A 24,407-nucleotide genomic window follows, 5' to 3' on the forward strand; every position below is an offset into this window, starting at 1 on the left:
GATGATCGCCTGGTTGCCGCCGAGGACGCTGTCGGTGCCGTCGGTTTCGACGTCGCCGATCGAGCCGCTGGTGGTGCCGCCGGTGGTGGTGGCGTCTTCGGTGTGGCTGTCGCCGATCACGGAGACGGCGTTGCCGCCAATGGTGACCGGAACCTCGACCGGCGCGACGACCTGGTTGCCGCCCGCGACGCTGTCGGTGCCGTCCGTGGTCGCCCCCGGCGTCTCCTCGACGTACACCGGCATGGTGTGCAGCTCGGGAGCGGCCTCCGGAGCGGGCTCCGGCGCCGCCTCGGGCGCGGGCGTCGAGGTGTCGGCATCCTCGCTGTGGCTGTCTCCGATCACCGAGACGGCGTTGCCGCCGACGGTGACGGGCACGTCGATCGAGATGATGCCCTGGTTTCCCGAGGCCACTCCGTCGCTGCCGTCGGTGGTGGCCACCGGGGCGGCATCCGGCGCGGGGGCCGAGGTGTCGGCATCCTCGCTGTGGCTGTCTCCGATGAGCGAGACGGCGTTGCCGCCGACGGTGACGGGCAGGTCGACCGAGATCGCCGCCTGGTCGCCCGCGAGCAGACCGTCTGCCCCCGAGGTCTCCGCGGCATTGGCGATGCCGCATCCGAGGACGGCCAAGCCGCCCCCGACGAGCGCGCCCAGCAGGGCACGCGAGTAGAACTTGCGCATGAGAGTTTCTCCTGTGTGTGAATGAGGGTGCGCGAACGCGCGGGGTCGTCTGCCGTGCGGGGCGCGGCGCGACCGTCCTCAGTCAGGAGAGACGTCGGTGGCGAAGACGGGGCTCCCCGGCAGGTCGTCGTCGACGCCGCGGTGGAGAGCGAGCAGCAGCAGCCCGGCGCCGAGTACGGCGTCGGCGGGCGTTGCGAAGGGTGTGGCGGCCGTCGGAGTGCTCCCGGATGCCGATGACGAGGCCGGAACACCCGAGACGACGTCTGCGCCGGGAGGCGCGGGTGCGTCGGCGGGAGTCGCGGGGGATGCCGGAGCCGCGGCGGCCTGCGCCGACGGTGCGGAGTGCGCGGCCGCGGTGAAGAACGCGGCGGTCTCGCGCGCCTGCGCGGTGAGCGCACCGGCGGGGGCGGCCGGGGAAGCCGTGGCCGATGCGCTCACCGGCGTCGGGGGCGCGGTGTCGGCGGCGGGAGTCGCGGCCGGGGGAGCGACGTCTCCGCCGAGGTCGACCGGCTCGACCGGGAACGACGGCGCGGGGACGACCGGGACGACGGGGTCGACCGAGGGTAGCTCGCCCACGATGACGGGGACCGTCCCGTCGACGGCGTCTCCGACGTCGGTGACGACCTCGCCGAGGCCCGTGTCGCCCACGACGGGTCCGACCACCGGGAGCGATTCGACGGTGTCGACGATCGGCTCGACGATCGTGCCGACGACGCCGGAGTCGATGACGTCGGAGACGCCCTGCGTCGTGTCGGCGACGACGGTGTCGACCGTGTCGAGGGCCCCTCCGGTCACGTCGTCCACGGTGTCGGCGACGGAGCCGGCCGTGTCGGTGACGGTGTCGGTCACCGTGTCGGTGATCTCGGCGACCGGGGCCGCCACGGGCTCGGGCAGAGCCTCTGAGACGGTGTCGGTGACGGATGCCGCAGTGTCGGCGACGTGATCGGTGACCGGTTCGACGACGTCGGTGATCGGCTGGGCGACCTTCTCGACCGTGTCGGTCGCGTCATCGACCGTCGAGGCGATGCCTCCGAGGAGTCCTGATCCGCTGCCGTCATCGGCGGAAGCCGACGACACCGACAGGGCGAGCGAGAGGAACGCGAGGGCGAATGCCGCGCAGGCGCCGAGGAGGAGCAGTCGCAGCGTGTGCGACACCCCTCGCTTCGCCATGGCATCCATCGATGCACCCCCAAGAGAATCGTCGGCGATTCTGCGCGGGCCACGGTACGCCTGCGGTCGCGGCTCCGAAAGAGGTCGGGTGAAATCCCAGTAGTCGGAGGGTTGCCGCGCGGTGACGGGCGACACGCCGGATGGAAAAAAAGATTTGACAGCGGGGGGCTCGGATCGGTAGTGCTCCGGCGAGTTATCCCCCGAGTTGTGCACATGTGGAGTCCCTAGCGCAGAACCTTCAAGGCGAAGTTCACGCAGGTTTTACGCAGGAAACCTGTGGACAGAGATTGTCCAGATCAACGTTAGTTTTCGGCTCCAAATTGGCATCCATCCACCGAGTTCTCCACAGTAGTTGTGCACAGACGTGGCGGCGTTTCCCGCAAACTCTCCACAGAGTTATCCACAGGCCTGTTTGCATGTGGGGACCGTGGTATCTAGCGTGGGTCCAGCCCGTCGGGCATCCCGCTCACCAGCCGCGCGCGTCGATGTCGGAACTCCCTGATTCCATGCTGACGAGGTCGTCCCACCCGCAGTGTTTCCGATCCCCCTCACGCGCGCGCGTGGGGCGGTGACGGGGCGTCCGAGCACAGAAGGAGAGCACGTGGCCATCGCCGACATCGCCGAAGACCGTCTCGGAAAAGCACCGCGTCCCGAGCGCACGCCGCCGCACGACATGCTGGCCGAGCAGAGCGCACTGGGCGGCATGCTGCTGTCGAAAGACGCCGTCGCCGATGTGATCGAGACCCTCCGCGGCCCCGACTTCTACGTGCCGAAGCACGAGCTGATCTTCGAGGCCATCCTCACGCTCTATTCGCACGGCGAGCCCACCGACGTCGTCGCCGTGACCGACGAGCTCATCAAGACCGGCGAGCTGCAGCGCGCGGGGGGTGCGGACTACCTCCACACGCTCACCTCGATCGTGCCCACGGCGGCCAACGCCGGCTACTACGCCTCGATCGTCTCGGAGCGCGCCATGCTGCGCCGCCTCGTCGAGGCCGGCACGCGCATCGTGCAGATGGGTTACGCCGGCGAGGGCGACCCGGTCGAGCTCGTGAACAGCGCGCAGGCCGAGATCTACAACGTCTCAGGCGACGACAGCGCCGAGGACTACATCCCCCTGACGGTGGCGGTGGATGCCGCGGTCGACGAGATCGAGGCCGCTCGCGGCCGCGACGGGTCGATGACCGGCATCCCCACCGGCTTCGCCGGACTCGACCAACTCACCAACGGCCTGCACCCCGGCCAGATGATCGTGCTCGCCGCGCGTCCCGCGATGGGTAAGTCGACGCTCGCGCTCGACTTCGCCCGCGCCGCCGCGATCAAGTCGAACGCCCCGTGCATCTTCTTCTCGCTCGAGATGGGGCGCAGCGAGATCGCCATGCGTCTGCTGAGCGCCGAGGGGGCCATCCCGCTGCAGAGCATGCGCAAGGGAACCCTCGACTCCCGCGACTGGACGACCGTCGCCGCCACCCGTGGCCGCATCAACGATGCTCCCCTCTACATCGACGACAGCCCGAACATGACGCTGGTCGAGATCCGCGCGAAGTGCCGTCGCCTCAAGCAGCGCGAGGGTCTGAAGATGGTCGTCATCGACTACCTGCAGCTGCTCACGAGCGGTAAGCGCGTCGAGTCGCGCCAGCAGGAGGTCAGTGAGTTCTCGCGTGCCCTGAAGCTGATGGCGAAGGAGCTGCAGGTTCCCGTCATCGCCCTCTCGCAGCTGAACCGTGGTGCCGAGCAGCGCGCCGACAAGAAGCCGGCCCTGTCCGACCTCCGCGAGTCGGGCTCGATCGAGCAGGATGCCGACATGGTGGTGCTGCTGCACCGCGAGGCGGCCTACGAGAAGGACTCCCCGCGCGCCGGCGAGGCCGACCTCATCGTCGCGAAGCACCGTAACGGTCCGACCGACACGATCACGGTGGCGTTCCAGGGTCACTACTCACGCTTCGCCGACATGGCGCCGGGGATGTGAGACCCCACCACGGGTCATTGTAGCCAGGCTTGCTGCCGATCTGTCGATCCGCACCACGAGGAATCGACCTCTCGGCAGACCACCCGCACACGACGCCGACGTACTGTCTCCCTTGCGCCCGCCGGCGCCGAACGGAGGAGAACAGCATGGTCAGTGAGTCGCTCGTCGACGTCGCGGTGGTTTCGCACTGGATCGATGGCGCGGAGCGCCCCTCGACCTCGGGACGCACCGCGCCCGTGTACAACCCCGCCACCGGCGCCGTCCAAGCGGAGGTCGCTCTGGCCGACCAGGCCGAGATCGACGAGGCCATCGCCTCGGCGGAGCGCGGCTTCCGCGAGTGGTCGCAGTACTCGATCGCGAAGCGGCAGTCGGTGCTGTTCGCGTTCCGTGAGCTGCTGAACGCCCGCAAACCCGAGCTCGCCCGCCTCGTCACCAGCGAGCACGGCAAGGTCGTCTCCGACGCGATGGGCGAGATCCTGCGCGGCCAGGAGGTCGTCGAGCTCGCGACCGGTTTCCCGCACCTCATCAAGGGCGCGTACAGCGAGAACGCCTCCACCGGTGTCGACGTCTACTCCCTCAAGCAGCCGCTCGGCGTGGTCGGGGTCATCTCCCCGTTCAACTTCCCGGTGATGGTGCCGCTGTGGTTCGTGCCGATCGCGCTGGCCGCCGGCAACGCGGTCGTGCTCAAGCCGAGCGAGAAGGACCCGTCCGCGGCGCTGTGGATGGCGAAGCTCTGGAAGGAAGCCGGTCTCCCCGACGGCGCCTTCACCGTGCTGCAGGGCGACAAGCTCGCCGTCGACGGTCTGCTCACCAGCCCCGTCGTGCAGTCCATCTCGTTCGTGGGCTCGACGCCCATCGCGCAGTACATCTACGAGACCGCCTCGAAGCACGGCAAGCGCGTGCAGGCGCTGGGTGGCGCGAAGAACCACATGCTCGTCCTCCCGGATGCCGACCTCGACCTCGTGGCCGACTCGGCCGTCAACGCCGGATACGGCGCGGCGGGCGAGCGCTGCATGGCCATCAGCGTCGTGCTCGCGGTCGAGCCCGTCGCCGACGACCTCGTCGCGAAGATCAGTGAGCGCATCGCGAAGCTCCGCATCGGCAACGGCGCCGGGACCGACGGCGCGGAGCCCGACATGGGTCCGCTCATCACCGACGTGCACCGCGACAAGGTGTCGTCGTACGTCGACATCGCCGAGGCCGACGGGGCGAAGATCGTCGTCGACGGCCGCGGCTTCACCGTCGACGGGCACGAGGACGGCTTCTTCTTCGGACCGACCCTCATCGACGGCATGCCCACGACCTCGCGCGCCTACACGGAGGAGATCTTCGGACCCGTCCTCTCGATCGTGCGCGTCTCGTCGTACGAAGAGGGTCTCGAGCTCATCAACAGTGGAGAGTTCGGCAACGGCACCGCGATCTTCACCAACGACGGGGGAGCCGCGCGGCGGTTCCAGAACGAAGTGCAGGTCGGCATGATCGGCATCAACGTGCCCATCCCCGTCCCCGTGGCCTACCACTCGTTCGGCGGGTGGAAGAAGTCGCTCTTCGGCGACGCGAAGGCCTACGGCGTGCACGGCTTCGACTTCTTCACGCGCGAGAAGGCCGTCACGAGCCGCTGGCTCGACCCGGCAACCCACGGCGGCATCAACCTGGGCTTCCCGCAGAACAGCTGAGCTCCCTCTCCTCCCGTGTGAGGGGTCAGAATTCGTCGCCTGGGACGCGCCAGAGCGACAGATCTTGACCCCTCACGCACGAGGGTGTCCGAGTGAACGGCCGCGGCATCCGTCACTCCGCCGTGAGGCGCAGGGCGTTCCAGAGCTCGGAGCGTCCCCCGAAGGTGTCGAGGTCGAGACCGAGGCGGTGCGCCGCCCCGTCGACGCGGTGCCGCAGGGTGTGGCGATGGATGCCGAGGGCCCCCGCCGCCGTTCCCCACGAGCCGTTGTGCTCGAGCCAGACCTCCAGCATGCGCCGCAGTTCGGGGTCGTCGTCGAGGGGGAGCAGCATGCGGCGCGCGACGTCGTGGGCGCGCGTCTGCTCGAGATGGCCGAGGATGCCCGATCCGGCGAGCTCGTCGAAGAAGACGATGGGCTGTCGGGCCGACGCCCGCTCCTGCGCCCGCCGTGCTTCGCCGAGCGCCGCGGCGATCTGGTCCCAGCCCACGCGCGACGACACGCCTCCCGTCGGGCGATGAGGGGCCGCGGCGGCGAACAGTCCCGCGTCATCGCCGTCGGTGTACACCGCGACGACGTGGTCGCCCTGCTGCGCGAAGAAGAGCGCTCCGGGCCGCTTCTCGGCGAGCACCTCGAGGGCGGGAATCAGCGGGTGGGAGTCGAGGGTCCGCTCCGAATCGCGCACGTCGAGCCGGGCGACGCGGAGCGGGGCCGGAGGGAGCCGACCCCAGAGGTGCTTGACCGTGTCGCCGGCGACGTCGGTGTCGCCGGCGGCGAGGAGCTCCAGGATGCCGCTGCGCAGGCGTCGACGCGCGCTGTCGAGGGTGCTGCTCTGCTCGAGTGAGATGCTCGCGAGCGCGATGACGCTGTCGACGAGGTCTTGTCGGGCGCGGTCGAAGGGGCCGTTCGAGATGCCGACGGCCAGCACGCCGCGGAGGGTGCCGTGCTGCCCGAGGGTCTGCAGGGTGACCTCGCCCACCCCGCCGAGGCTCACGCGGGCCGCGGCGGCGCGTCGTCCGGCGAGGGCGGCGGCGACCGCCTCGCGCACCGGCTCGTCGAGCGCGGCGGGGATCCCCGTGGTCTCGGGGACGAGCACGAGGGCACCGGAGGCGTCGAAAAGGGCGACCCAGGTCTCCAGGGCGCGTTCGAGTTCGCGCAGGATGGCGCTGAGCCCGTCGGGTCGGAGCGCGGCGCGCGCGACCCGGCGTTGCGCGAGCAGCGAGCGTTCCAGGCGTGCCCGCTCGTCGGCCGCGGTCGCGTCGGAGACGGCCTTGATCAGGCCCATGAAGGGCGTCTGGCGCGAGACCTCGATCAGCGGCATCCCGAGCCGATCGCACGCGGTGACCAGCTCGGGCGGCACCCGCTCGAGAAGGATGCCGACCGAGACGCCCAGGGCGCGCACGCCGAGGGCGACGAGGCGCTCGACGTAGTCGTCGACCGGGGCATTGTGCGGCGGGAGGAACGGGGCGCCGTCGGTGAGCAGCAGGCCGCCGGGTTCGAGCCAGGGGGTGGGGTCGGGGAGGTCGGAGTTGTGCGCCCACCGCAGGGGCGCGTCGAGGGCGGCGTCGTCGACGGCGGCCAGGGGCGTCAGCCGGAACGACGGCTCGGCCATGAGGGAACGCAGGTCGGCGGGCACGCGAGGCCTTCCTCTCGGGATGCGGTTCGGGATGCCGGATGGTCGAAGAAGCAGTCCTGCGAACGACATACCGGCATCCCATGTTCGCACTCCCGTCGTGATGATGGAGGCAGCCGCATCCGATCACCGGAGGACCCATGACGTTCGTCGCCGACTCCCTCACCGCTCGCAGCAACGCCGACATCTCGCAGGCCGACCGCAGCCGCGTCTTCCACTCGTGGTCGGCGCAGGGGGCGCTCGCGCCGATGCCGATCGTCTCGGGGTCCGGGTCGGTCGTGTGGGACGCCGAGGGCAACGAGTACCTCGACTTCTCGAGCCAGCTCGTGAACGTCAACATCGGTCATCAGCACCCCAAGGTCGTCGCGGCGATCCGCGAGCAGGCCGAGCTGCTCACCACCGTGGCCCCCGCGCACGCCAACGCGACGCGCGCCCGCGCGGCGGAGATGATCTGCGAGCTCGCGCCCGAGGGCTTCGAGAAGGTCTTCTTCACGAACGGCGGGGCGGATGCCAACGAGAACGCGATCCGCATGGCCCGCCTGGTCACCGGTCGAGACAAGGTCATCTCGCGCTACCGCTCCTACCACGGCAACACCGGAGCGGCGATCGTCGCGACGGGCGACTGGCGCCGCATCCCGAACGAGTACGCGCGCGGCCACGTGCACGTGTTCGGCCCCTACCTCTACCGCTCGGAGTTCTGGGCGACCACCGAAGAGGAGGAGTGCGCCCGCGCGCTGCACCACCTCGAGCGCGTCATCCAGGCCGAGGGTGCCTCGACGATCGCGGCGATCCTGCTCGAGACCGTGCCCGGCACGGCGGGCATCATGACGCCGCCGAAGGGCTACCTCGCCGGCGTGCGCGAGATCTGCGACCGGTACGGCATCGTCATGATCCTCGACGAGGTCATGGCCGGATTCGGCCGCACGGGGGAGTGGTTCGCGTTCCACGCGCACGACGTCACGCCCGACCTCATCACCTTCGCCAAGGGCGTCAACTCCGGGTACGTGCCGGTGGGCGGCGTGATCATCTCGGATGCCATCGCCCACCACTTCGACGACACGGTGTTCCCCGGGGGTCTGACGTACTCGGGTCACCCGCTCGCCGCGGCGAGCATCGTCGCCGCCCTCGGCGCGATGCGCGAGGAGGGCATCGTCGACAACGCCAAGCGCATCGGCGCCGAGGTCATCGGACCGCGTCTCGCCGAGCTCGCCGAGCGCCACGAGATCGTCGGAGAGGTGCGCGGCAGCGGCGTGTTCTGGGCGATCGAGCTGGTCTCCGACCGCGAGGCCCGCACCCCCGTCACGCCCGCGACGATGGGCGCCATCAAAGCCGCCCTGCTGAGCCGCGGCCTGCTGCCCTTCATCGCCGACAACCGCATCCACGTGGTGCCGCCGTGCGTGGTGAGTGACGACGAGGCGCGGCGGGGGCTCGAGGTCATTGATGCGGTGCTTGCGGAGGTTGCGTGTGGGTGAGGTGGGAGTGACATTGGGCTGAGCCCTCCGCGCGGTTGGCTCCTTCAGTCATTCTTCGGGCGCGCAGTCGCCGACGTGGCACACCGGTGCAACCCGATGAGTCCCAGAGTGAGGGTCTCGAGATGGTCGTCATCGACTACCTGCAGCTGCTCACGAGCGGTAAGCGCGTCGAGTCGCGCCAGCAGGAGGTCAGTGAGTTCTCGCGCGCGCTGAAGCTGATGGCGAAGGAGCTGCATTTTCCCGTCATGCGCTGTCGCAGCTGAACCGTGGCGCCGAGCAGCGCGCCGACAAGAAGCCGGCGCTGAGCGACCTGCGTGAGTCGGGCTCGATCGAGCAGGATGCCGACATGGTGGTGCTGCTGCACCGCGAGGCGGCCTACGAGAAGGACTCCCCGCGCGCCGGCGAGGCCGACCTCATCGTCGCGAAGCACCGAAACGGGCCGACGGACACGATCACGGTGGCGTTCCAGGGGCACTAGTCGCGATTCGCGGATATGGCGCCGGGATGTAGCTCGGGTTTCACTGTCCCGTGGAACCCCGGGGCGGCGTTCTTTGAGGCGCGGAGGTGAGCATTGCGCAGTCTCGCATCTCGCGACTGTCAGCGGTGGTGACCCCGAAGCACCTGCTGGAATTCCGAGCTGCGACCTGCGGGTGTGCTCGGGGCCCGGGGAATGACACCGCTCGCTCCCAGCGGCTCGTCGAGGGCGAAGAGAGCAGCTGCGAGCGCAAATCCTTCGAGCACGATTCTCGGCAAGTAATCCTGGGCTCGGCGAAGCCGTTTCCGTCCCAGGAGAGCGTGCCTGTACGCGCTGATCCCGAGGGCGAGGACCACTGGAATGAGCGTCCATAGGAGCGTCCACAACACCGACACGAAGTTGGACCCGGACTGAACACTCACGGCCATAGCGAGGACACTTACAACGACTAGACCCGCGCTGCGTTGAGCTTTCGCAAGGCATGTGGCGCAGAGAGCCGCAACAACGGTGAGAAGTCCGTCAGCCCACGCGTGCGCGGACTCCGCCAACCATTCTGGAATTTCTCTGAGCCACTCCGGGACATCGGCCCCGAGACTCATGATTCCCCGGATGAGCCAGTCGCTTGGACCCTCATCGAAGGTGGCGTTCTGGCCAAATACATGCGACGGTACAGTCTTGTGAATCTATCCGGTCGCGGCGTCCTATATGCGCAAGGGCGGACCTCCGACGCAGCCGCGTCGACGGTTTGGGCGGCGGCGAGTGAATGAGCATCAGAGTCGCCCGCGTCCACGGAGCAGGGTCTCGTGCCAGCTCGGAGATAGCTGGAGAGCGGTGGGCCCTGACGCTAGAGGACGAGGAGGGGCTAGCGCCGGCTCCCGAGCTGCCGAGGGGGAAGGCGCGAGCTCCCGTCGCGTGCCGCCGCCGCCTCGACCTACGACTCGAGGGGTAACGGCGGGGTATGACGCCGACGTCGGTGGTCGCACTTACCATCGGTCTATGACGAAATCCCTCCGCATGATTGACCTTTTCGCCGGTTGCGGAGGCATGACAGTCGGGTTCGCGGTCGAGGGGTTCCGTTCAGTGCTGGCGGTTGAGTGGGATCGAGCTGCGGCGGCCACATATGCGGCGAACTTCGGCGAAGAGCATGTGATCGCGGGCGACATCGCAGGCGTACCCAACGAGGCCATCCCTGAGGCCGACATCATCATCGGTGGTCCACCGTGCCAGGGATTCTCGAACCTCGGGCTGAAGGATATCAACGACCCTCGGAATCAGCTCTGGCGCGAGTTCATGCGGTTCGTGAAGCACTCGCGCCCCAAGGTCTTCGTCATCGAGAACGTCGATCGCTTTGCCAAGTCGCCGGAGTTCGCGATGCTGCTGGCGGAGGCCCATCATGGCGCTCTGGCCGAGTACGAACTTCAGCACGCAGTGCTCAATGCTGCAGACTACGGCGTCGCTCAGCGCCGCAAGCGGACCATTGTGATCGGCTCGCGGATCGGTCGAATCGATCTACCCAACGCTACTCACACGAAGGATCCCGCCGAGGGGTCGGGCCTGAAGCCCTGGCGGACGGTGCGGGATGTGATCGGCGCGATCCCTCCGCATCCTTTGACGACGGAGCTTCCGGACACCAGGTCCGCTTTCTTCGGAGAGACGATGCCTGGAGTCTTCCGCGGGCTCGACCTCCACATCCGGCGCACACCGACGAGCAAGAGCCTCGACCGATACAGCTTTATACCACCAGGCGGCGGACGGTTCGACCTTCCGCATGCGCTGCTTCCTAACTGCTGGGCCAACAAGCCGACCGGCACCACGGACGTCATGGGCCGGCTCCGTTGGGACATGCCATCGGTGACGATCCGGACAGAGTTCTTCAAGCCGGAGAAGGGGCAGTACCTGCACCCGCAGTGGGAGGCTGGCGAGTGGGTGGAGGAGTACGGCAAGCATCGCAGCGACCCGGTTCGCTCGGTTGACCGCGTCATCAGCCACTTCGAGGCATCGCTGATCCAGGATTTCCCGGCTGACTATCGATGGGTGGGCACCAAGATCCAAATCGCACGACAGATCGGGAACGCGGTGCCCTCAGGTCTGGCGCAAGCCATCGCACAGCAGATCAAGCCGCACCTAGTCGCCGCACGGATCGCGGACGAACAAGACCTCGACCTCGCCGTCGCCTAACTGCCCGCGCCAGGTATTTGCGGGTCCCACTCGATCTCAAGCTGAGCAGGCGTCACGTCGACGCGGTCGTGAGCCTTTGCAGGACTCACGGCCACCCAGGCATCATCACCTAGATCGAACCCGAGCTCCTTCGCCCGCAGCCGATCGGTGAGCCAGGTCCCGACAAGCACCTCCAGGCCCGACGCGGCGAGAACAGCATCCTTCGCCTGGCGTGCCCGGCGCATCGGATCCTTGTTTCCGAAACACACCGTTTCGATCGAGGACCGAGGAATCACCGTGTCTGGCAGGAACCCGAAGAGCGAAGCCAGCCGAGAGGTCTGACCGACTCTTGGCGCGAAGACGACAGCGAGTTGTGCTGCCGTGAGCTGGATCAATGGCTCCGCGGGAAGCGAGGTCCAATCGATCAGGAGAAGTGAGAACTGCGCGAGCGCATCCGCTGCGACGCCACGCTTTCCGTCCTTGTTGGCACCGTCGTTCAGCCACACCCGGTGGACCCGCATCAGGAACGCCCGGTGACGTCGCCTCGCGACATCCACCTGGATGAGGACGCTGATCTCACATTGGCCCTCTGTCGGGATCATCCAGTTCGACCGGATCGTGGCCTTGAGCTCGACCGGGATCCCGAGGATCAAGGTGTCTAGCGGGGGCTCTTTGTAGAGACCCAGCTCATTCAGCACGCGGTACTGAAGCTTCGTGCCCACCGAGGCTCGCTCGTCGGAATCGACCTCAGGACTCAGCAGGTCGAACCGTCCCGTCCGAGCTCCATCGAGGACGTACTTCACGGCATCGTCGACCGCTCGCGTCAGCTGGACGGGCAGCGGGCGGGCGACAAGCCATGACCACACCTTCTGGAGCTCAGTATCGTCGTCCACCCCATGGACCACGTGGGGAGCGGAGGTGCGCCCGCGTCGCTCGTCGGGTAGGCACAAACTGCCTGGCAACGGGGCCGTCTTTCTCATCGTCGAGACGCTATCGCACGCCCGGCGGGCGGGACGACTGTCGCAGGTCGGCCTCGCCGAACATCCTTCGTTTCTCGTTCACCGCGTCGATGACGCGTGCGGAGGCGGCAGCGACCGATTCGTGCTCCCAGACACGAATGACCGCCCAGCCGTCGGCTTCCAGCGCCCGGGTTGTCTCCACGTCGCGAAGCCGGTTCCGCTCCAGCTTCGGCACCCAGTAGTCGGCGTTCGTCTTAGGCACCGTTCCGTGGACCGGGCATGAGTGCCAGAAGCACCCGTCGACGAAGATCGCGATGCGCAGTCTGGTGAAAACGATGTCTGCGCGTCGGCGCCGATCGGGGCCGGGGGCAAAGTCGACTCTGTATCTGTAACCAGCCGCGTGCAACTCCTTACGAAGTGCACGCTCAGGGCTCGTGTCGCGACCGCGGTTGGAGCGCATCGATCTCGCGACGCCCGGACTGCTCGCCCAGGACGGATTGGAACGGGGTGGGTTCCGTTCAGGGCGAGGTTCAGAGATGTCAACCGCCACTTCCTCGAGTTTCGCTAGCAGGGCTACGGTCTTAGTTTGTGCCCTCTTTCGAAGGAGCGCAGGGGCTGTTTCGCCAACGAAGTGTTCCTGCATCTCGAGACGTCATTGAGGCTCGTTCATGGTTAGGCCGCAGATGTTCTGACTTCCTCCAAAACCCCTTCGAGTAGGCCGGGAACGCTACGACCGCCGAACACGAGCTGACGGTCCAAGAGCCTATTCCCTGACTCGCAGGAGGTCTCGCTAACAAGTGAGCAGCCGTGGCATGCGGACAGATTCAGACTCGAGGAACCCTGGCTGTCGCTTTCAATACACACCGGGTCGTTAGAGCAGACGTCGGCGTCGTCGAGTGCGGCCAGCAGCAGCGGGACCAGCTTGTCCGGCGCTCCGAGGCGGACGAGGCCGCCGAGGGTGCCTTGCGCGTCTCCGGCAGCAGTGTAGATGAGCACGCCCGCCGTCCTGTCTGGTCTTTCGGAGCTGGCGTAGATCCGCTCCTGCAGGGAGGCCGAAGCGTAACCGCTCGCGTATGCGAGTCGCCGGACCAACAGATGAGCAATCGTGTGCAGGGCGATGAATCTTGGTTCCGGGGTTGGTAGCCGGTGAGCCCATTCGGTAGCGTTTCGGCGGCCGATTAGTACATCAGCGCGCGCGAGCACCTCGGGGTGCCGCTCCCACTCAGCCAGGACAGCTTCATTGAATCGCAGGAAAATACCCTCACCGAACATCTCGATCGCTGGGTACACCGGCTTCCGTCGTTGATCAGGTCCGAGGTCTGCCATGATGCGCTCCGCATTCCCGTCGTGGCGTCGAAATCCGAGGAGCGCGCGCACCTCCCTGACACGACGGACTTGACCGATGGAGTCGATGCGGCCTGTCAGCGTGCTCGGCCAGTCGGGACGCGGTGAGAGATCCCACCCGTCGACGACGAAATCCGATCCGCTGTCGTCTCGCCCGCTTCGCTCGAGCTTCTTGACGAATGCCGCCCACTCTCCGTCCTTCAAGTCCATGAGTGGTTCATCGAGATCGGTCCCGTCTTGGCCGGCCACTGCGAGGACGACGTCTTTCGTGGTGTTCAGCTCGGCCGCGATCCATTCGGACACCATGTCGGACTGCGGGCCGCCGTTGTCCGCCACGAGTTTGTCGAAATAGACGTGTCCGCGAATCTTGTCCGCGAGCTGGACGGATGCCGGGCGCTCCTCCGGGATGTCGAGCGCAGAGAGTCGCTCGGCGATGTAGTTGCTTGTCGCTCCGCGCTGAACCGCAGCGAGAGCGTGATCGCATACGGCCGCTGTAGTCGGATCCTGCCACGGCTGTCGACCGCTGCAACGAAGACCGTCGCGACCCAGCGCCGACTTGGCGACGAGGTCCGACAGGGATCGAGATCGTTTGCAACCCCCGCACTCGACTCGCAACGACTTCAGACCTTCACCGGACTTCGCCGATCGTACGAACCTCAGTTCCTTGTACGCGCGACAGAATCTCACAGCGTCGGTTATCCCCGAATCACTTCCGCGATGTGCCCACGTGAACCAGGGAATGTCCTGGGTGTGGCTTCCCTTTTCGCAGACCGCGATGTAGCGCATTGGCACGAGGATGCCTCCGCAGGCGCACTTATTGGTCCACTTGCCTTTATCCTTGCCCGATCGATCCGAAAGCTTCGTGCAGCGTTCGCAAAACCGCCACTCGGGGAATCGCCAGTAGAGGAGGCTGGGGGTGCCTTTCGCAACTCTCCCCGAATGCGTGGGTGGCTCGCGAAGCTCGCCTGCGCCAATACGCTGTAGTAGGCGCTCGCAATGAATCTCGGGCGAGTGCTTCTTGTCCCACCACGACGTATCCGCTGCGATCAGCGACTCCCCTCTCACATCAACAATCGCGCCGACGCCGAAGGGTGAAATGATCTCCGACAGACGGAGATCATGCTTGATTCGTTCCACTTGTCACCTCTTCTCTGGGCTCAACGACTTCGACCGCCACATTCGGTTCGACGGACCTCATGGAGTCGGCCACTAGAAATCCCTCACCGCCTTGACCGAACCGCTTGAGGAGTGACTCATCCTCGGACTTCGCGCGGTCATAGCGGAGAGAGAGTCCAGCCGACCGCGCATCGGACGCGCGCCGATCCCATTCCCTGAGGAGAGCCCAGACCGCGCTCTCCGTATCCGCGGCTTCCATTGGTTCTGACCGCGTGACCGCATCGACGAAGTCCGCGATGAGCGCCTCAAGGGAGGACCGCATCTGAAGGTCCGCAAGATTCAAGTTCCCCGCTGAGTCATTGCTCGCGAGAGCGGGGATCGTGTTCCTCGCTAGCGCGACAAGAGCACCGGCCAAAGAGCGCTCCCTCGACGAAAGCGACCACGGTGTAACGCTCGTAGGCTCGACGCTTCTGTACAACGCCTCGTGATAACTGCGGAATGACTCGAAATGCGATCGGTCGCGAGCGCGATTGGATCGGAACAGCGTCGTGACGATGCCGCTATTGCTGCCTCGGCCGACACGACTCGTCGCCTGGATGTACTCCGCGGTGGTTTTCGGCTGCCCCACCATCAGCATCAGGGCGAGTCGCGGGATGTCAATCCCAACCGACAGCATGTTGGAGGAGAGGACCACGTCCACGGCCTGATCTGAGGTATCCGCGCTACGAGACAACTCGCGAAGGTCGTTCGGGAGCTCCTCAGGTCCTCTTCGGGAAGTCAGTTCGAGGACTTTGTCCGCACGCACTTGGCGCAACGCGAGTCCGAGACGCTCTGCCCGTGTCTCCAGTCGGCCGTTGATGTCGTCAACGACAAGGGTGCCCGTCCGACCAAGCTCGCGAAGGCTGTTGTGGTACATCACGGCGGTCCAATAAGAATCGCGCGTCGCGCCCGATGCAGGATCGTGTTCAAGGATCGCGGGAATCTCTAGGAGCGGCGACGCCGCCGCGATGACGCCCGATGCCTGCGACAAAGATTGCGGCATCAGACCGACGAAGAGCCGGCCCATACCCGACTTTGCAGGTTGTGAGAAGAAGGTTCGATCGTCGTCGAGACCTGCGGGAGGGTAGAGCCCCACCGGCCTACCGTAGAGACCTCTGACCTGATCGTCGGATGCGCGGATGGTGGCAGTCGAAGCGATGATCTTGGGTACGCCTCCCGCATGGCGAAGCAGCAGCCGGATCACGGCATCGAATACGGCCACTGTTGTGCCGAGCGGCCCGGACAGGAGGTGCAGCTCGTCCTGAATAACGATGGAGGGCGGGCGGAAGATCGTGCCCAGTCCTAGTAGCCTTCCAGCCTCGGGTCGAAACTGGATCCGCGCGAATTTGTCGACCGTCGCGAGCAAGATGGTCGGTGGTTCCGCGTAGATCTCATCGTCGACGACCAACACGGGTAGAGAGCTGGAGAACTCACATTCGGCGTTGGTGCAATGAATGTTGAGATCGTTGCCCGAGAACTCGAATCCGTATCGGCTGCGGTTGGTGTCCTTTCGTTCAGGAAGAAGCGATGTGCGACACCACGGACAGCTCTCGACCTGAAATTGGTTTGCTTCTTCGGGACGCGCAGCATTATGCAAACGGCTTAGCGCGTCCTTGGCCTCGCTCTTCGTGCCGGGGGTGACTTCGTTTCCGACCCACAGGCCAATCGTGAACGGCGACATGAGACTTGCTCGAGGATCAGCGTGCGGCCCACCTCGCCGCAGCAGTTCCATGGCGCAAACCAATGCGGCTGTCCGCTGGAACTGTTGTGTGGTGAGAAGCCTCAAGGTGTACCGGGTGAGAATTGCCGTCCCGCCACCCTCGGGCCCATCGGCTATGCGCCGGCGAAAGATCTCGATCGCTGACAAGCCGAGGTATGCCTCTGTCTTGCCGCCACCCGTCGGGAACCAGATCAGGTCGACCAGGTCGCGGTCTTCATGAAGTTCGTCCACGGTCGAGGCGAGAGCGACAAGAATGAACCCGAGTTGGAACGGTCGCCATTTTGGTTCCGGAAGTGGCCACTCAGTCGCAACTTGGTGAGCCGCGGTCTGTCTCATCTGTAGGCGCATGGCGGCCATGCCGAGGGAGAAGGCGGCGCGCAGATCCTTCTTCGTCGGAGAACTGAGAAGCTCGATGCTTTGTCGCATTCGCTCGACGGCGGCCCTCGACCTGGCGACTATCCTGGCGGCGACGTGCGACTCAGTGCCGAAGGTGAGCACCCGACCTTCTTGTGTACCAACCCACTGCTCGAAGGCGTTCACGAACGCATTCAGGTTCGCAGCTACGCCAGATGTGTCTGTGTCGATCTGAGCGAGCCTGCTTAGCTGCAGAGCCTGCGACTCCGGCGCGCCCGGGGCGAATCCCGTGGTTTCTATACCGACAACGACGAGGCTCGGAACCGGTTCGAGAAATACTCGAGTTACTGCGCCGTCGTCGATCTCCCAGTCCGCTGCCATCCCATGACCGACGGCGTAGACCTTTCGGTCGCGATAGCGGAGTCGGATTTCAGCCGACTCCGAATCCACATCGAAGGAGCGTGCTGGGTCGTATTCGAGGAACGCCCCGGCCTCCAGTGGCGTGACGCTCAGCCCGGCTTGGAAGAGCGTGAGGGGGATGTCGAGTCGGTCGTCTCCCGTGCTCTTCGCGAGGACGCGGACATGCACCGTCACTAGGAATGCGGAGCCGTACTGCCTCCACCTTGATCCCACCTCGACCGGAATCCCACCGACACTCAGCTGCCGCATTTTGGCCGTGCTTGATAGATCGAGGACTCCCGACGAGAAGTCCGTTCGCTGCCACCTAGGCGGCCCATCGTCAACGACGCGTTCGTAGGTGCCGCCTGTCAACTGGCAGTGCACGTGCGGAATGCTCGAAACGAACGACAGCGCAACGGATGATGGGCGCCAGTCCTCCGCGACGGGCCCGGTCGCTCCGTCCTCGTCGACGTCTCCGGACTGAACATCTGCATCTTCAACGGGGTAGCTGTCTTCGAGCGACCCAGTGGCATCGGTGGCCTCGGATGGATAGAGCATTCCGACCGAATACTGCCTATTCGGCGGGTTGGTCATCAGTTCGCCCGGTCCTGCTTCCGGCCCGACATACGCGGCGCGGAGGTGGCGAAGGGCAAGACGCTGCGCTGACGTGTATGTCACTTCTCCTCCAGGCGGCTCTTGAGGAGGACTTGCAGACGTCGCTTGTCCGCCGCAGACGCGACGATGGTCAGCGAAACCCGAGCACGCGTGACGGCGACGTAGAACGCGGCCAAGCCGGGTACGTCATACTCAGCTGGGAGGCAGCACACGACGACATGCTCTGCCTCCAGTCCTTTCGCGAAGCGTGGGCTTGTGATCGTGAATCCGCCGGCAGTGAGCGCGGGAGGATCCACTGAATCCGCTCTGATGATCCAGACGCCCGAGCGGCTCGCACCATCCGACACGAGCTCTGATGCCGCGGACTCGCCCTCCTCAACGCCCCCTGAGCCGGTTGGTGTGTGCCACCGCACTTTCTCCCCATGCACTATGCCGGGGTCCCCAACGTCTGCGCCGAGGTACTCCTGCACCACGTGGACGATTGCTCGAGTGTTGCGAACGTTCAGATCCAGATCCAGCGATGTCGCCTCGGCCGCGATGAGCTCTAGCACATCTCCATCAAACGCACCGTCGATGTGAGCCTGGTTATTCGGGTCGAGGAACATTCGCCATCGGCCGCCCGTGCGACCACCCACGAGGAGCGCGTCGATAGCGTCCATTCCGTCCGCTCTCATGAGGTCTTGTGCTTCATCGACGAACACCACGTCATATCTCGTCCCCTGAACAAGGGAATGGAACGGTATGACGTCAACGTCTCTGCCCGCGACTCGGGGCGCGAAGAAGTCGACAAGGCCAGGGGATCCGAACGTGATGAGGACGCGTCGACCTTGGTCTGATTCCTGCTTGGCGCCCTCCGCCAGGACGACGGACTTCCCGGTGCCAGCCCCTCCCTGCACCAGTACTCGTGGATTGCGCGCGAGCGATGCTAATACACGCGCTTGACCCTCGGTTGCGCGATTCTGTTCCTCGAGCACTGCGCCTCGCTGTGCGTCGATCACTGGGACACGGGTGAACTCGCCAAAAAGCCGGGCCCTCAAGTCAGTGATGCGGGCGAGCTTCTGATTCACGGGGGCACTTCGCGCGGCACTTACAACGTCTTGCAGCGCGTGCGCGACGCCATCGACGCTCATCCGGTCTTTCGCAACCCAATGTGTGGGACGCCACTCAACGGAGTGGGGCGGCGAGTCGATGTCCGGAGTCACGACAATGGCTTCATGGGCGAACCAGCCGAGCCCCTCATCCTTCAGGATGTCTCGAAGAGCAAATGCCGCGGACTGCGCCTGCTCCATCGGGGAGGTCGCAAGTTTGTGCCAGTCACCGCGGCGATCGACTGAGTACCAAACACCATCATGCTTCCTCACGCCGCCGCCCTTAACTTCGACGACGACGACGACACCGTGGAAGAGGATGACGAAGTCGGCCTCCGCTTGTTGCTTGTAGGCGTGAGAGCGAAGCCGCACCGAGTAGAACGCCACAGCGTCTGGATCTGAGTCGACTTGTCGGAGGAGCCGCGCGAGTCGGCGTTCGGCGTCGCTGTTAGCGACTCGTTCAATATCAGCGAGGTCTGGAACGAGGATCATGCGCTCTGCTCTTCCCACAGATCTTCGTAGTCCCTGTAGCCGAGGAAGTCATTCATCGCACCCCAGTTGTCGGCAACGTCAACAATCAGACACTCCTCCTTGCCGCCGTTCTCTTTTCCGCGCAACCCTCGACCAGCCATCTGAATGTAGGCGCTTGGGCTGAATGTTGGGCGTGCGATGTAGAGAGCGCGTACACCAGGGGCATCGAAACCCTGTACGAGCAGATCACAGTTGGCGAGTACGCGAATTTTGCCCTCTTGGAACTTCTGGATCACATCTCGTCGCTCCTGGCGGCCGGTCTGTCCACTGACCGAAGCCGCTTCTATGCCGCGGTAGCGCAAGGAGGCCGCGAGTACCTGTGCTGAGAGAACGCTCGGTGTAAAGACCAATATCGGCCAATCGGGGTGCGAGCCGAGGACGCTCAGGATGTGATCGACGAGCACCCGCATTCGCTGCTCGTTGCGTCCGATCCGCTCATAGAGATTGCGGTCGATCAGACGATTTGTCTGCAACGTGGTCTGCTCGGGCTCGCTCAGTTCCACGTTGATGCCGGAGGGGAGTACCTCGTGCCGGACCTTGGCAAGCACCCCCAAAGCGACCAATTGCCGGTAGGCATCCGACTCGAAGGCCGTTAGCCGATTCGATCCGAAACGGGCGACAAGTTCTCTGGTGCCGCTCGAATCGTCCGCGCTTCCCTTGAACGGTGTTGCCGACAGACCGACGAGAGGGCGTTCCCAGCTGCGCCCGTCGACGCCGAGCCAGCTCAGGATCTTCCTGTAGCGTCCCGATCCCCCGGCGCGATGTGCCTCGTCGATGAATACGGCGGCGGGCGTGCTCAACCATGCGTAATCGTCGCGGTCCATGATGGTCGCTATCTTGGCGTCCGTTGCGACGATCACGGCGAACTCGGTGTCCGGCTCGTGGACCATGTTGGTGTCCCAGAGTCGGCCGATAGTCAGCGGACGTTCGTCGCCTAGATAGCGCCACACAGATTGGAAAGTCTGAACGGCCTGCTCGCAAAGCTCGGCAGACTGTGCGATCCAGAGGATAGTGCCGCTAAGTACTTCGTCGACGAACAGTCTCAGAACGGTTTCCGTTGCGACGCGCGTCTTGCCCGCACCGGTCGGCAGTTCGACCATTCCCTTTTGCGAGGGGCCTGCCGCCGACGGCTGGGTGAGGACCGTACGCAGGTCCTCGCTGATTTTCTTCTGAAAGGTATGAAGCTTGTTCAGCCGAACTGCACCCGCGACGACGAATTCTTCGGGGCGGGGCTGATTTCGCTGACCCGCATACGACGACGCGAATCCCATCTTCCGCACCCACGAGATCGCCGCTGGTGAGCCCGCCCAGGTGTCGGGGACGTCTGAGTAACCCTCTTCCCGGAAACGGTCCGCAAGGGTTTTCAGGGAGTCCGACCCGTACACCGTCAGAAAGAGCTCGGACCCGGACGTGTGTTCGCCAACAAGACCCTGCGCTTCGAGCGCGGTCCATAGGCCGGTGGGTAGGGCGTCTTTCAAGTCATCTGGGCCGATGTAGAGATCCAAACGGTCGGCATCCGACTCGATCGTTCGTGCTTGCTGGCGTAGCACTTCGAGCCGATGGTCCTGACCGGCCTGAAGAATGGCGCTCAACTGCGCGTTGTTCAGTCGCAGCTCGAACGCCTCGCTCAAGAGCGACAAGACTCGTCGCTCGTCCGCATCGGCACGGACGACGAGATCGTGACCATCAAGATGCCAGTCCAACGGCTGGTCCTCGACGCCGTCCTCGGTTGTCACACGTTTAGCGATGTGGAGCGCCCTTGCGAATCGAACGCCAGCGAGTCGTACCGAGAACTCTGTGCGTAATCCGGGATACGCGTCGAGGATCCTTTGAAGGTCCTGCTGGCCCTCGATAACCATCGAGAACGAAAAGCTCTCCTCGAATCGTCGGCAACCGACGTCGGCGACGAATTGATCTGCCTGATCCGGTGACACACGTAGGTATGGCCGCTGCTTCGCACGCAGGAACGACTCCTGCTCGTCTGTGGTGGCGAGATACACCGCCCCAGGTGGTCGAGACTCGATCGCGCGGTGCACCCGTGACGGTATAGAGGCGAGCGGTGCCTCGTTCTGGACGATCCTTGCTGCGATGAGAATGAACTCGGCGAGGATGTCGTCCTTCAGTGTGGCGGGATACAGATCCTGCCCCAGGGCGGTTCTCGCGACCTCGAAGGACATGGATTCGAGGTCCTCGGGAAGCCCGAGCGACTCTTCCATTGATCGCGGACCACGGAACAGAGGGACGAGGCCGTCGTACCTCACCAGAGATGCAGAGACGGCCTGTCGGGGCGCGAGATATCCGCGGCTGGAGTTCACGATTCCCACAGCGTCCACTGCCCACCTGACCGGCGACGGAACGGCATACGAGGCTCCGGTGTCGATGTCCTCGCAGTCCCACGCGCTGTCGCCAAACTCCATGAGTCGTCGCGTCCAGAGCTCGCGAGAAGGCGCGCTCGCATCTGAATCGGCGAGCATGAGGAGGACGGAGAACGGTCCCGGCGATGAGTCACGCCTCGGGTAGAGAGTGATGCGTTCGATCGGACGATCGTCGGGGGTAAGGCGCGAGTTCAGCTCCCGCAGCACCCATTTCTCATAATCGGTGGCGGCGAACTCATCCTCGAACGGGTAGTCCGCCTGAGGCGCACGGACGACACCGAGTGCATGTGCGACCGCCGGAAAGCAACGCTCGTGATCGAGCAGCAGGTTGCCATCTGCACCGGGGAGAGTCTCATCGAGGTCGAATGTTTGTTGCGGCCATGCCCACCCGCCGCCCCTCGTGGGCACAAGAATGACTGCTTGCGGGTGAGCTGAGATGACCTTCATCGCGTCGCGAGCGTTTACACCGAGTGCGGCGTCCCAGAACTTGCCCTGTAGAGATGTATCGGCGTTCGAGGTGAGCACCGCGGTGCGAGCGTTGAGGATCGCGATTGGATCTAGATCACGGAATCCACATTCGCGGAGCAGCTTCTCCATCTCGGCATGCGCGAGAAAGTCGGGGTCGACGAAGACGGCACCCTCGATCTCGAGGTCCGCCACCTGGTGCAGGAACACCAGATCCTTATCCTTGAGGGCCTTGCCGCCGCTCGATGTGGGAATGACTTTAGCTTCGATGACGGTCGGATTCGTCCGCCGGTCGAAACAGAAGCGCAATGCGTTGGCGGTGGAAATCAGGTGCGTTCCCTCCGCCCACTCTCGAAGCCAGGACAACATCCCGCGCTTGGGTAGAGATCTGAGAGCCATCTCGATACGGCGCGCCCGCGGCCCGGCGTCCTCGTAGAACAGGTCGGGATCGCTGCTCGCAGCGAAGACCTCGCTAAGACGGAGTACTCGCTGACTGGAGCTATAACACTTCCAGTGAGGGACATCGCCGCCGGTGTTGGGCGATTCGATCCATGCTTTGTGAACCGACTCATCGATTCTCAGATCGTCGATGACGGCGAAGTCAAGCGGAACCAGCTCAGCCGCTGACAGGAGCGTCCCCGCACTGTCGGGTACTAATCCGCCTTGGCCAGCGAGGCGCGGCACGTCTGCGCACAGGATCGAGTCACCGTACGACCGTTCCTCCCGACCGCGAGCAGGGAGGTAGTCGAGGTGAGCCGCCGGATCCTCGGCAGTCCGGACTTGCGGCACAAGCTCGAGGAAGACTTCCGCCATCGTGGCGAGAATCTCTCGGTTGTACTCATTGCGCAGCAATGTCGTGCGATCGTCATTGACACTCCAGGGCGCATTGAAGAAACCGGTGGCTGAGGTGTTGTCCTGCAGCGGAAAATAGCTCCAGAACTGCCCAACCTGCGTACCGCGATCGTCCTTCTCCCTTAGGCCGGCTCGGCGCGGACGCAAAGGTACAGCGACGCTGATCTTGATCTCGTCTCTCGAGACCGCCTCTCCCACCTCTCGGCGTGCCGAAGGCGACGGTGCGTGCATCCGGTCTCCTACGATCCACTCGTCGCCGCTGCCATCGGGTCTTTCGATCTTGAAGCGCCCGAGTCCCATGTCGCGAGAGACATGGCTCGTTTCGAAGCCTTGGTCGCCAAGGACACGGAGGTGGATCTCTCTCACGGCGCCCACGAACAGTAGAAACTCCGAAGCGAAGGTCCTCATCTCGGCCTGAATGCGGTCGACGTGAAGGATGCCGGGAAGTCTGATCACCGTGGTTGCCCAGCTCGCGAGCTCCCCCAGCGTGGCATCGCGCGCGATGGATTCGCCAGCGTCAAGTAACGTTGCCGTTCTCAGCACCGGCAGGCGCCGAGCGCCTGATCCAACCTCTCGAATCGCAGTCTTCGCAATGGGCGAGTTGTACTCGAAAGACACACTCCGGCTCAGCACCTGCGGGGAGTCGGTCAGGGCGAGGACGGACTTGAATCCGAGACCAAATCGCCCGATCTCATCGCCCCGCTTCGCGCTCAAGTAGGCGTGGGCCATCGCTTCAAGCCCTTGCTTCGAAAACCCTCGCCCAGAATTGGCGCAGTACAGGGTCTTCGAGCTTGGGTCGAGCACGATCTCTACGCGACCCAGCTCGTCCGAACCGGGTGTAGTGCCAGCCATCGCATCAGCCGCGTTTTGAACCAGCTCCAGCAGGGTGCGATTCGCGTAGCCCCCAACTCGGATTGACTCCTCGAGGTTCGCGTGCTCGACGATGAGCTTTGGGTCTGCGTGATACGAACCGATGGCTCGCTCGAATTGCTCTTCGATTTCGCGGATGAGAATCGGTTCAGGCGTCCATGCCTGAGCAGTGTCGGTCACCACTTACCCCCAATAAACGGCAGTCTAGACAGCACGCTATCCGGTCAGATCCAGACTCCGGTCGAGGGCCAGCGATTTCCCCGTCGACGTGTCGAGAGCTCGCATAGCTCCCCAGCGGCGCAAGTGCAGAAACAGGTTGTCGACCAGGGCCATAGAGTCGCCTCACGCCCGCAAGTAGATGACGAAGAAGACGACGAAGACGACGAAGACGACGAAGACGAGACAATCCACGAGGAACAGGAAGCAATGCACGCAGGCACCATGGGTGAGTGA

General features: G+C 64.9%; 13 protein-coding genes and 1 pseudogene. 5 read left to right on the top strand and 9 right to left on the bottom strand.

Going from position 1 to position 24,407, the window contains the following annotated elements:
• The coding region (locus tag AB0N82_RS04140; protein ID WP_363388462.1) for a chaplin family protein at nucleotides 1-678 on the bottom strand (678 nt) is incomplete at its 3' end.
• Between the two features lie 78 nt (nucleotides 679-756).
• On the bottom strand, nucleotides 757-1,857 hold the full coding sequence (locus tag AB0N82_RS04145) for a hypothetical protein (RefSeq protein ID WP_363388465.1): 1,101 nt from the start codon (nucleotides 1,855-1,857) through the stop codon (nucleotides 757-759).
• A gap of 664 nt (nucleotides 1,858-2,521) precedes the next feature.
• On the opposite strand from AB0N82_RS04145, the gene dnaB reads away from it, so the two are divergent.
• Nucleotides 2,522-3,817, top strand: a complete 1,296-nt coding sequence (gene dnaB / locus AB0N82_RS04150; RefSeq protein WP_315994599.1) for a replicative DNA helicase — start codon at nucleotides 2,522-2,524, stop codon at nucleotides 3,815-3,817.
• A 146-nt stretch (nucleotides 3,818-3,963) separates the two neighbouring features.
• On the top strand, nucleotides 3,964-5,493 hold the full coding sequence (locus tag AB0N82_RS04155) for a CoA-acylating methylmalonate-semialdehyde dehydrogenase (protein ID WP_363388468.1): 1,530 nt from the start codon (nucleotides 3,964-3,966) through the stop codon (nucleotides 5,491-5,493).
• Nucleotides 5,494-5,605: 112 nt separating this feature from the next.
• Here the strand turns inward: AB0N82_RS04155 and AB0N82_RS04160 are convergent, their stop codons facing one another.
• A complete protein-coding gene (locus AB0N82_RS04160; protein WP_363388471.1) occupies nucleotides 5,606-7,126 on the bottom strand; it encodes a PucR family transcriptional regulator ligand-binding domain-containing protein in 1,521 nt (506 codons plus the stop codon).
• Nucleotides 7,127-7,263: 137 nt separating this feature from the next.
• Here AB0N82_RS04160 and AB0N82_RS04165 point away from each other — a divergent pair, with 137 nt between their 5' ends.
• The 3 genes and pseudogenes from AB0N82_RS04165 to AB0N82_RS04175 all read left to right on the top strand — a co-directional run bounded on the left by AB0N82_RS04165 (nucleotide 7,264) and on the right by AB0N82_RS04175 (nucleotide 11,248).
• Nucleotides 7,264-8,595: an aspartate aminotransferase family protein gene (locus AB0N82_RS04165; protein ID WP_363388474.1), complete on the top strand. Its 1,332-nt coding sequence runs from the start codon at nucleotides 7,264-7,266 to the stop codon at nucleotides 8,593-8,595.
• Between the two features lie 113 nt (nucleotides 8,596-8,708).
• Nucleotides 8,709-9,073: pseudogene (locus AB0N82_RS04170) on the top strand (DnaB-like helicase C-terminal domain-containing protein); the annotation flags it as partial.
• Between the two features lie 993 nt (nucleotides 9,074-10,066).
• Entirely contained in the window at nucleotides 10,067-11,248 is a 1,182-nt protein-coding gene (locus AB0N82_RS04175; protein ID WP_363388476.1) for a DNA cytosine methyltransferase, read from the top strand.
• Here the strand turns inward: AB0N82_RS04175 and AB0N82_RS04180 are convergent.
• The 6 genes from AB0N82_RS04180 to AB0N82_RS04205 form a co-directional block, all read right to left on the bottom strand.
• Nucleotides 11,245-12,120, bottom strand: coding sequence for a NaeI family type II restriction endonuclease (locus tag AB0N82_RS04180; protein ID WP_363388479.1), 876 nt, complete (start codon nucleotides 12,118-12,120; stop codon nucleotides 11,245-11,247). The genes AB0N82_RS04175 and AB0N82_RS04180 overlap by 4 nt on opposite strands.
• Nucleotides 12,121-12,217: 97 nt before the next feature.
• On the bottom strand, nucleotides 12,218-12,829 hold the full coding sequence (locus tag AB0N82_RS04185) for a very short patch repair endonuclease (RefSeq protein ID WP_363388482.1): 612 nt from the start codon (nucleotides 12,827-12,829) through the stop codon (nucleotides 12,218-12,220).
• A 29-nt stretch (nucleotides 12,830-12,858) separates the two neighbouring features.
• Nucleotides 12,859-14,667, bottom strand: coding sequence for a DUF1998 domain-containing protein (locus AB0N82_RS04190; RefSeq protein WP_363388485.1), 1,809 nt, complete (start codon nucleotides 14,665-14,667; stop codon nucleotides 12,859-12,861).
• The gene (locus tag AB0N82_RS04195; RefSeq protein ID WP_363388488.1) at nucleotides 14,648-17,752 is read right to left on the bottom strand and encodes a helicase-related protein; all 3,105 of its coding nucleotides are present in this window, start codon (nucleotides 17,750-17,752) and stop codon (nucleotides 14,648-14,650) included. The genes AB0N82_RS04190 and AB0N82_RS04195 overlap by 20 nt, the downstream gene beginning before the upstream one ends.
• A gap of 80 nt (nucleotides 17,753-17,832) precedes the next feature.
• Nucleotides 17,833-19,353 carry an NERD domain-containing protein gene (locus AB0N82_RS04200; RefSeq protein WP_363388491.1) on the bottom strand — a complete coding sequence of 507 codons (1,521 nt, stop codon included), beginning with the start codon at nucleotides 19,351-19,353 and terminating at the stop codon, nucleotides 17,833-17,835.
• On the bottom strand, nucleotides 19,350-24,134 hold the full coding sequence (locus tag AB0N82_RS04205; RefSeq protein ID WP_363388494.1) for a helicase-related protein: 4,785 nt from the start codon (nucleotides 24,132-24,134) through the stop codon (nucleotides 19,350-19,352). Before AB0N82_RS04205 ends, AB0N82_RS04200 begins: the two co-directional genes overlap by 4 nt.
• Nucleotides 24,135-24,407 lie beyond the last annotated feature (273 nt).

Origin of the sequence: Microbacterium sp. NPDC089186, assembly GCF_040685115.1 — a bacterium.
Taxonomy (GTDB): domain Bacteria; phylum Actinomycetota; class Actinomycetes; order Actinomycetales; family Microbacteriaceae; genus Microbacterium; species Microbacterium galbum.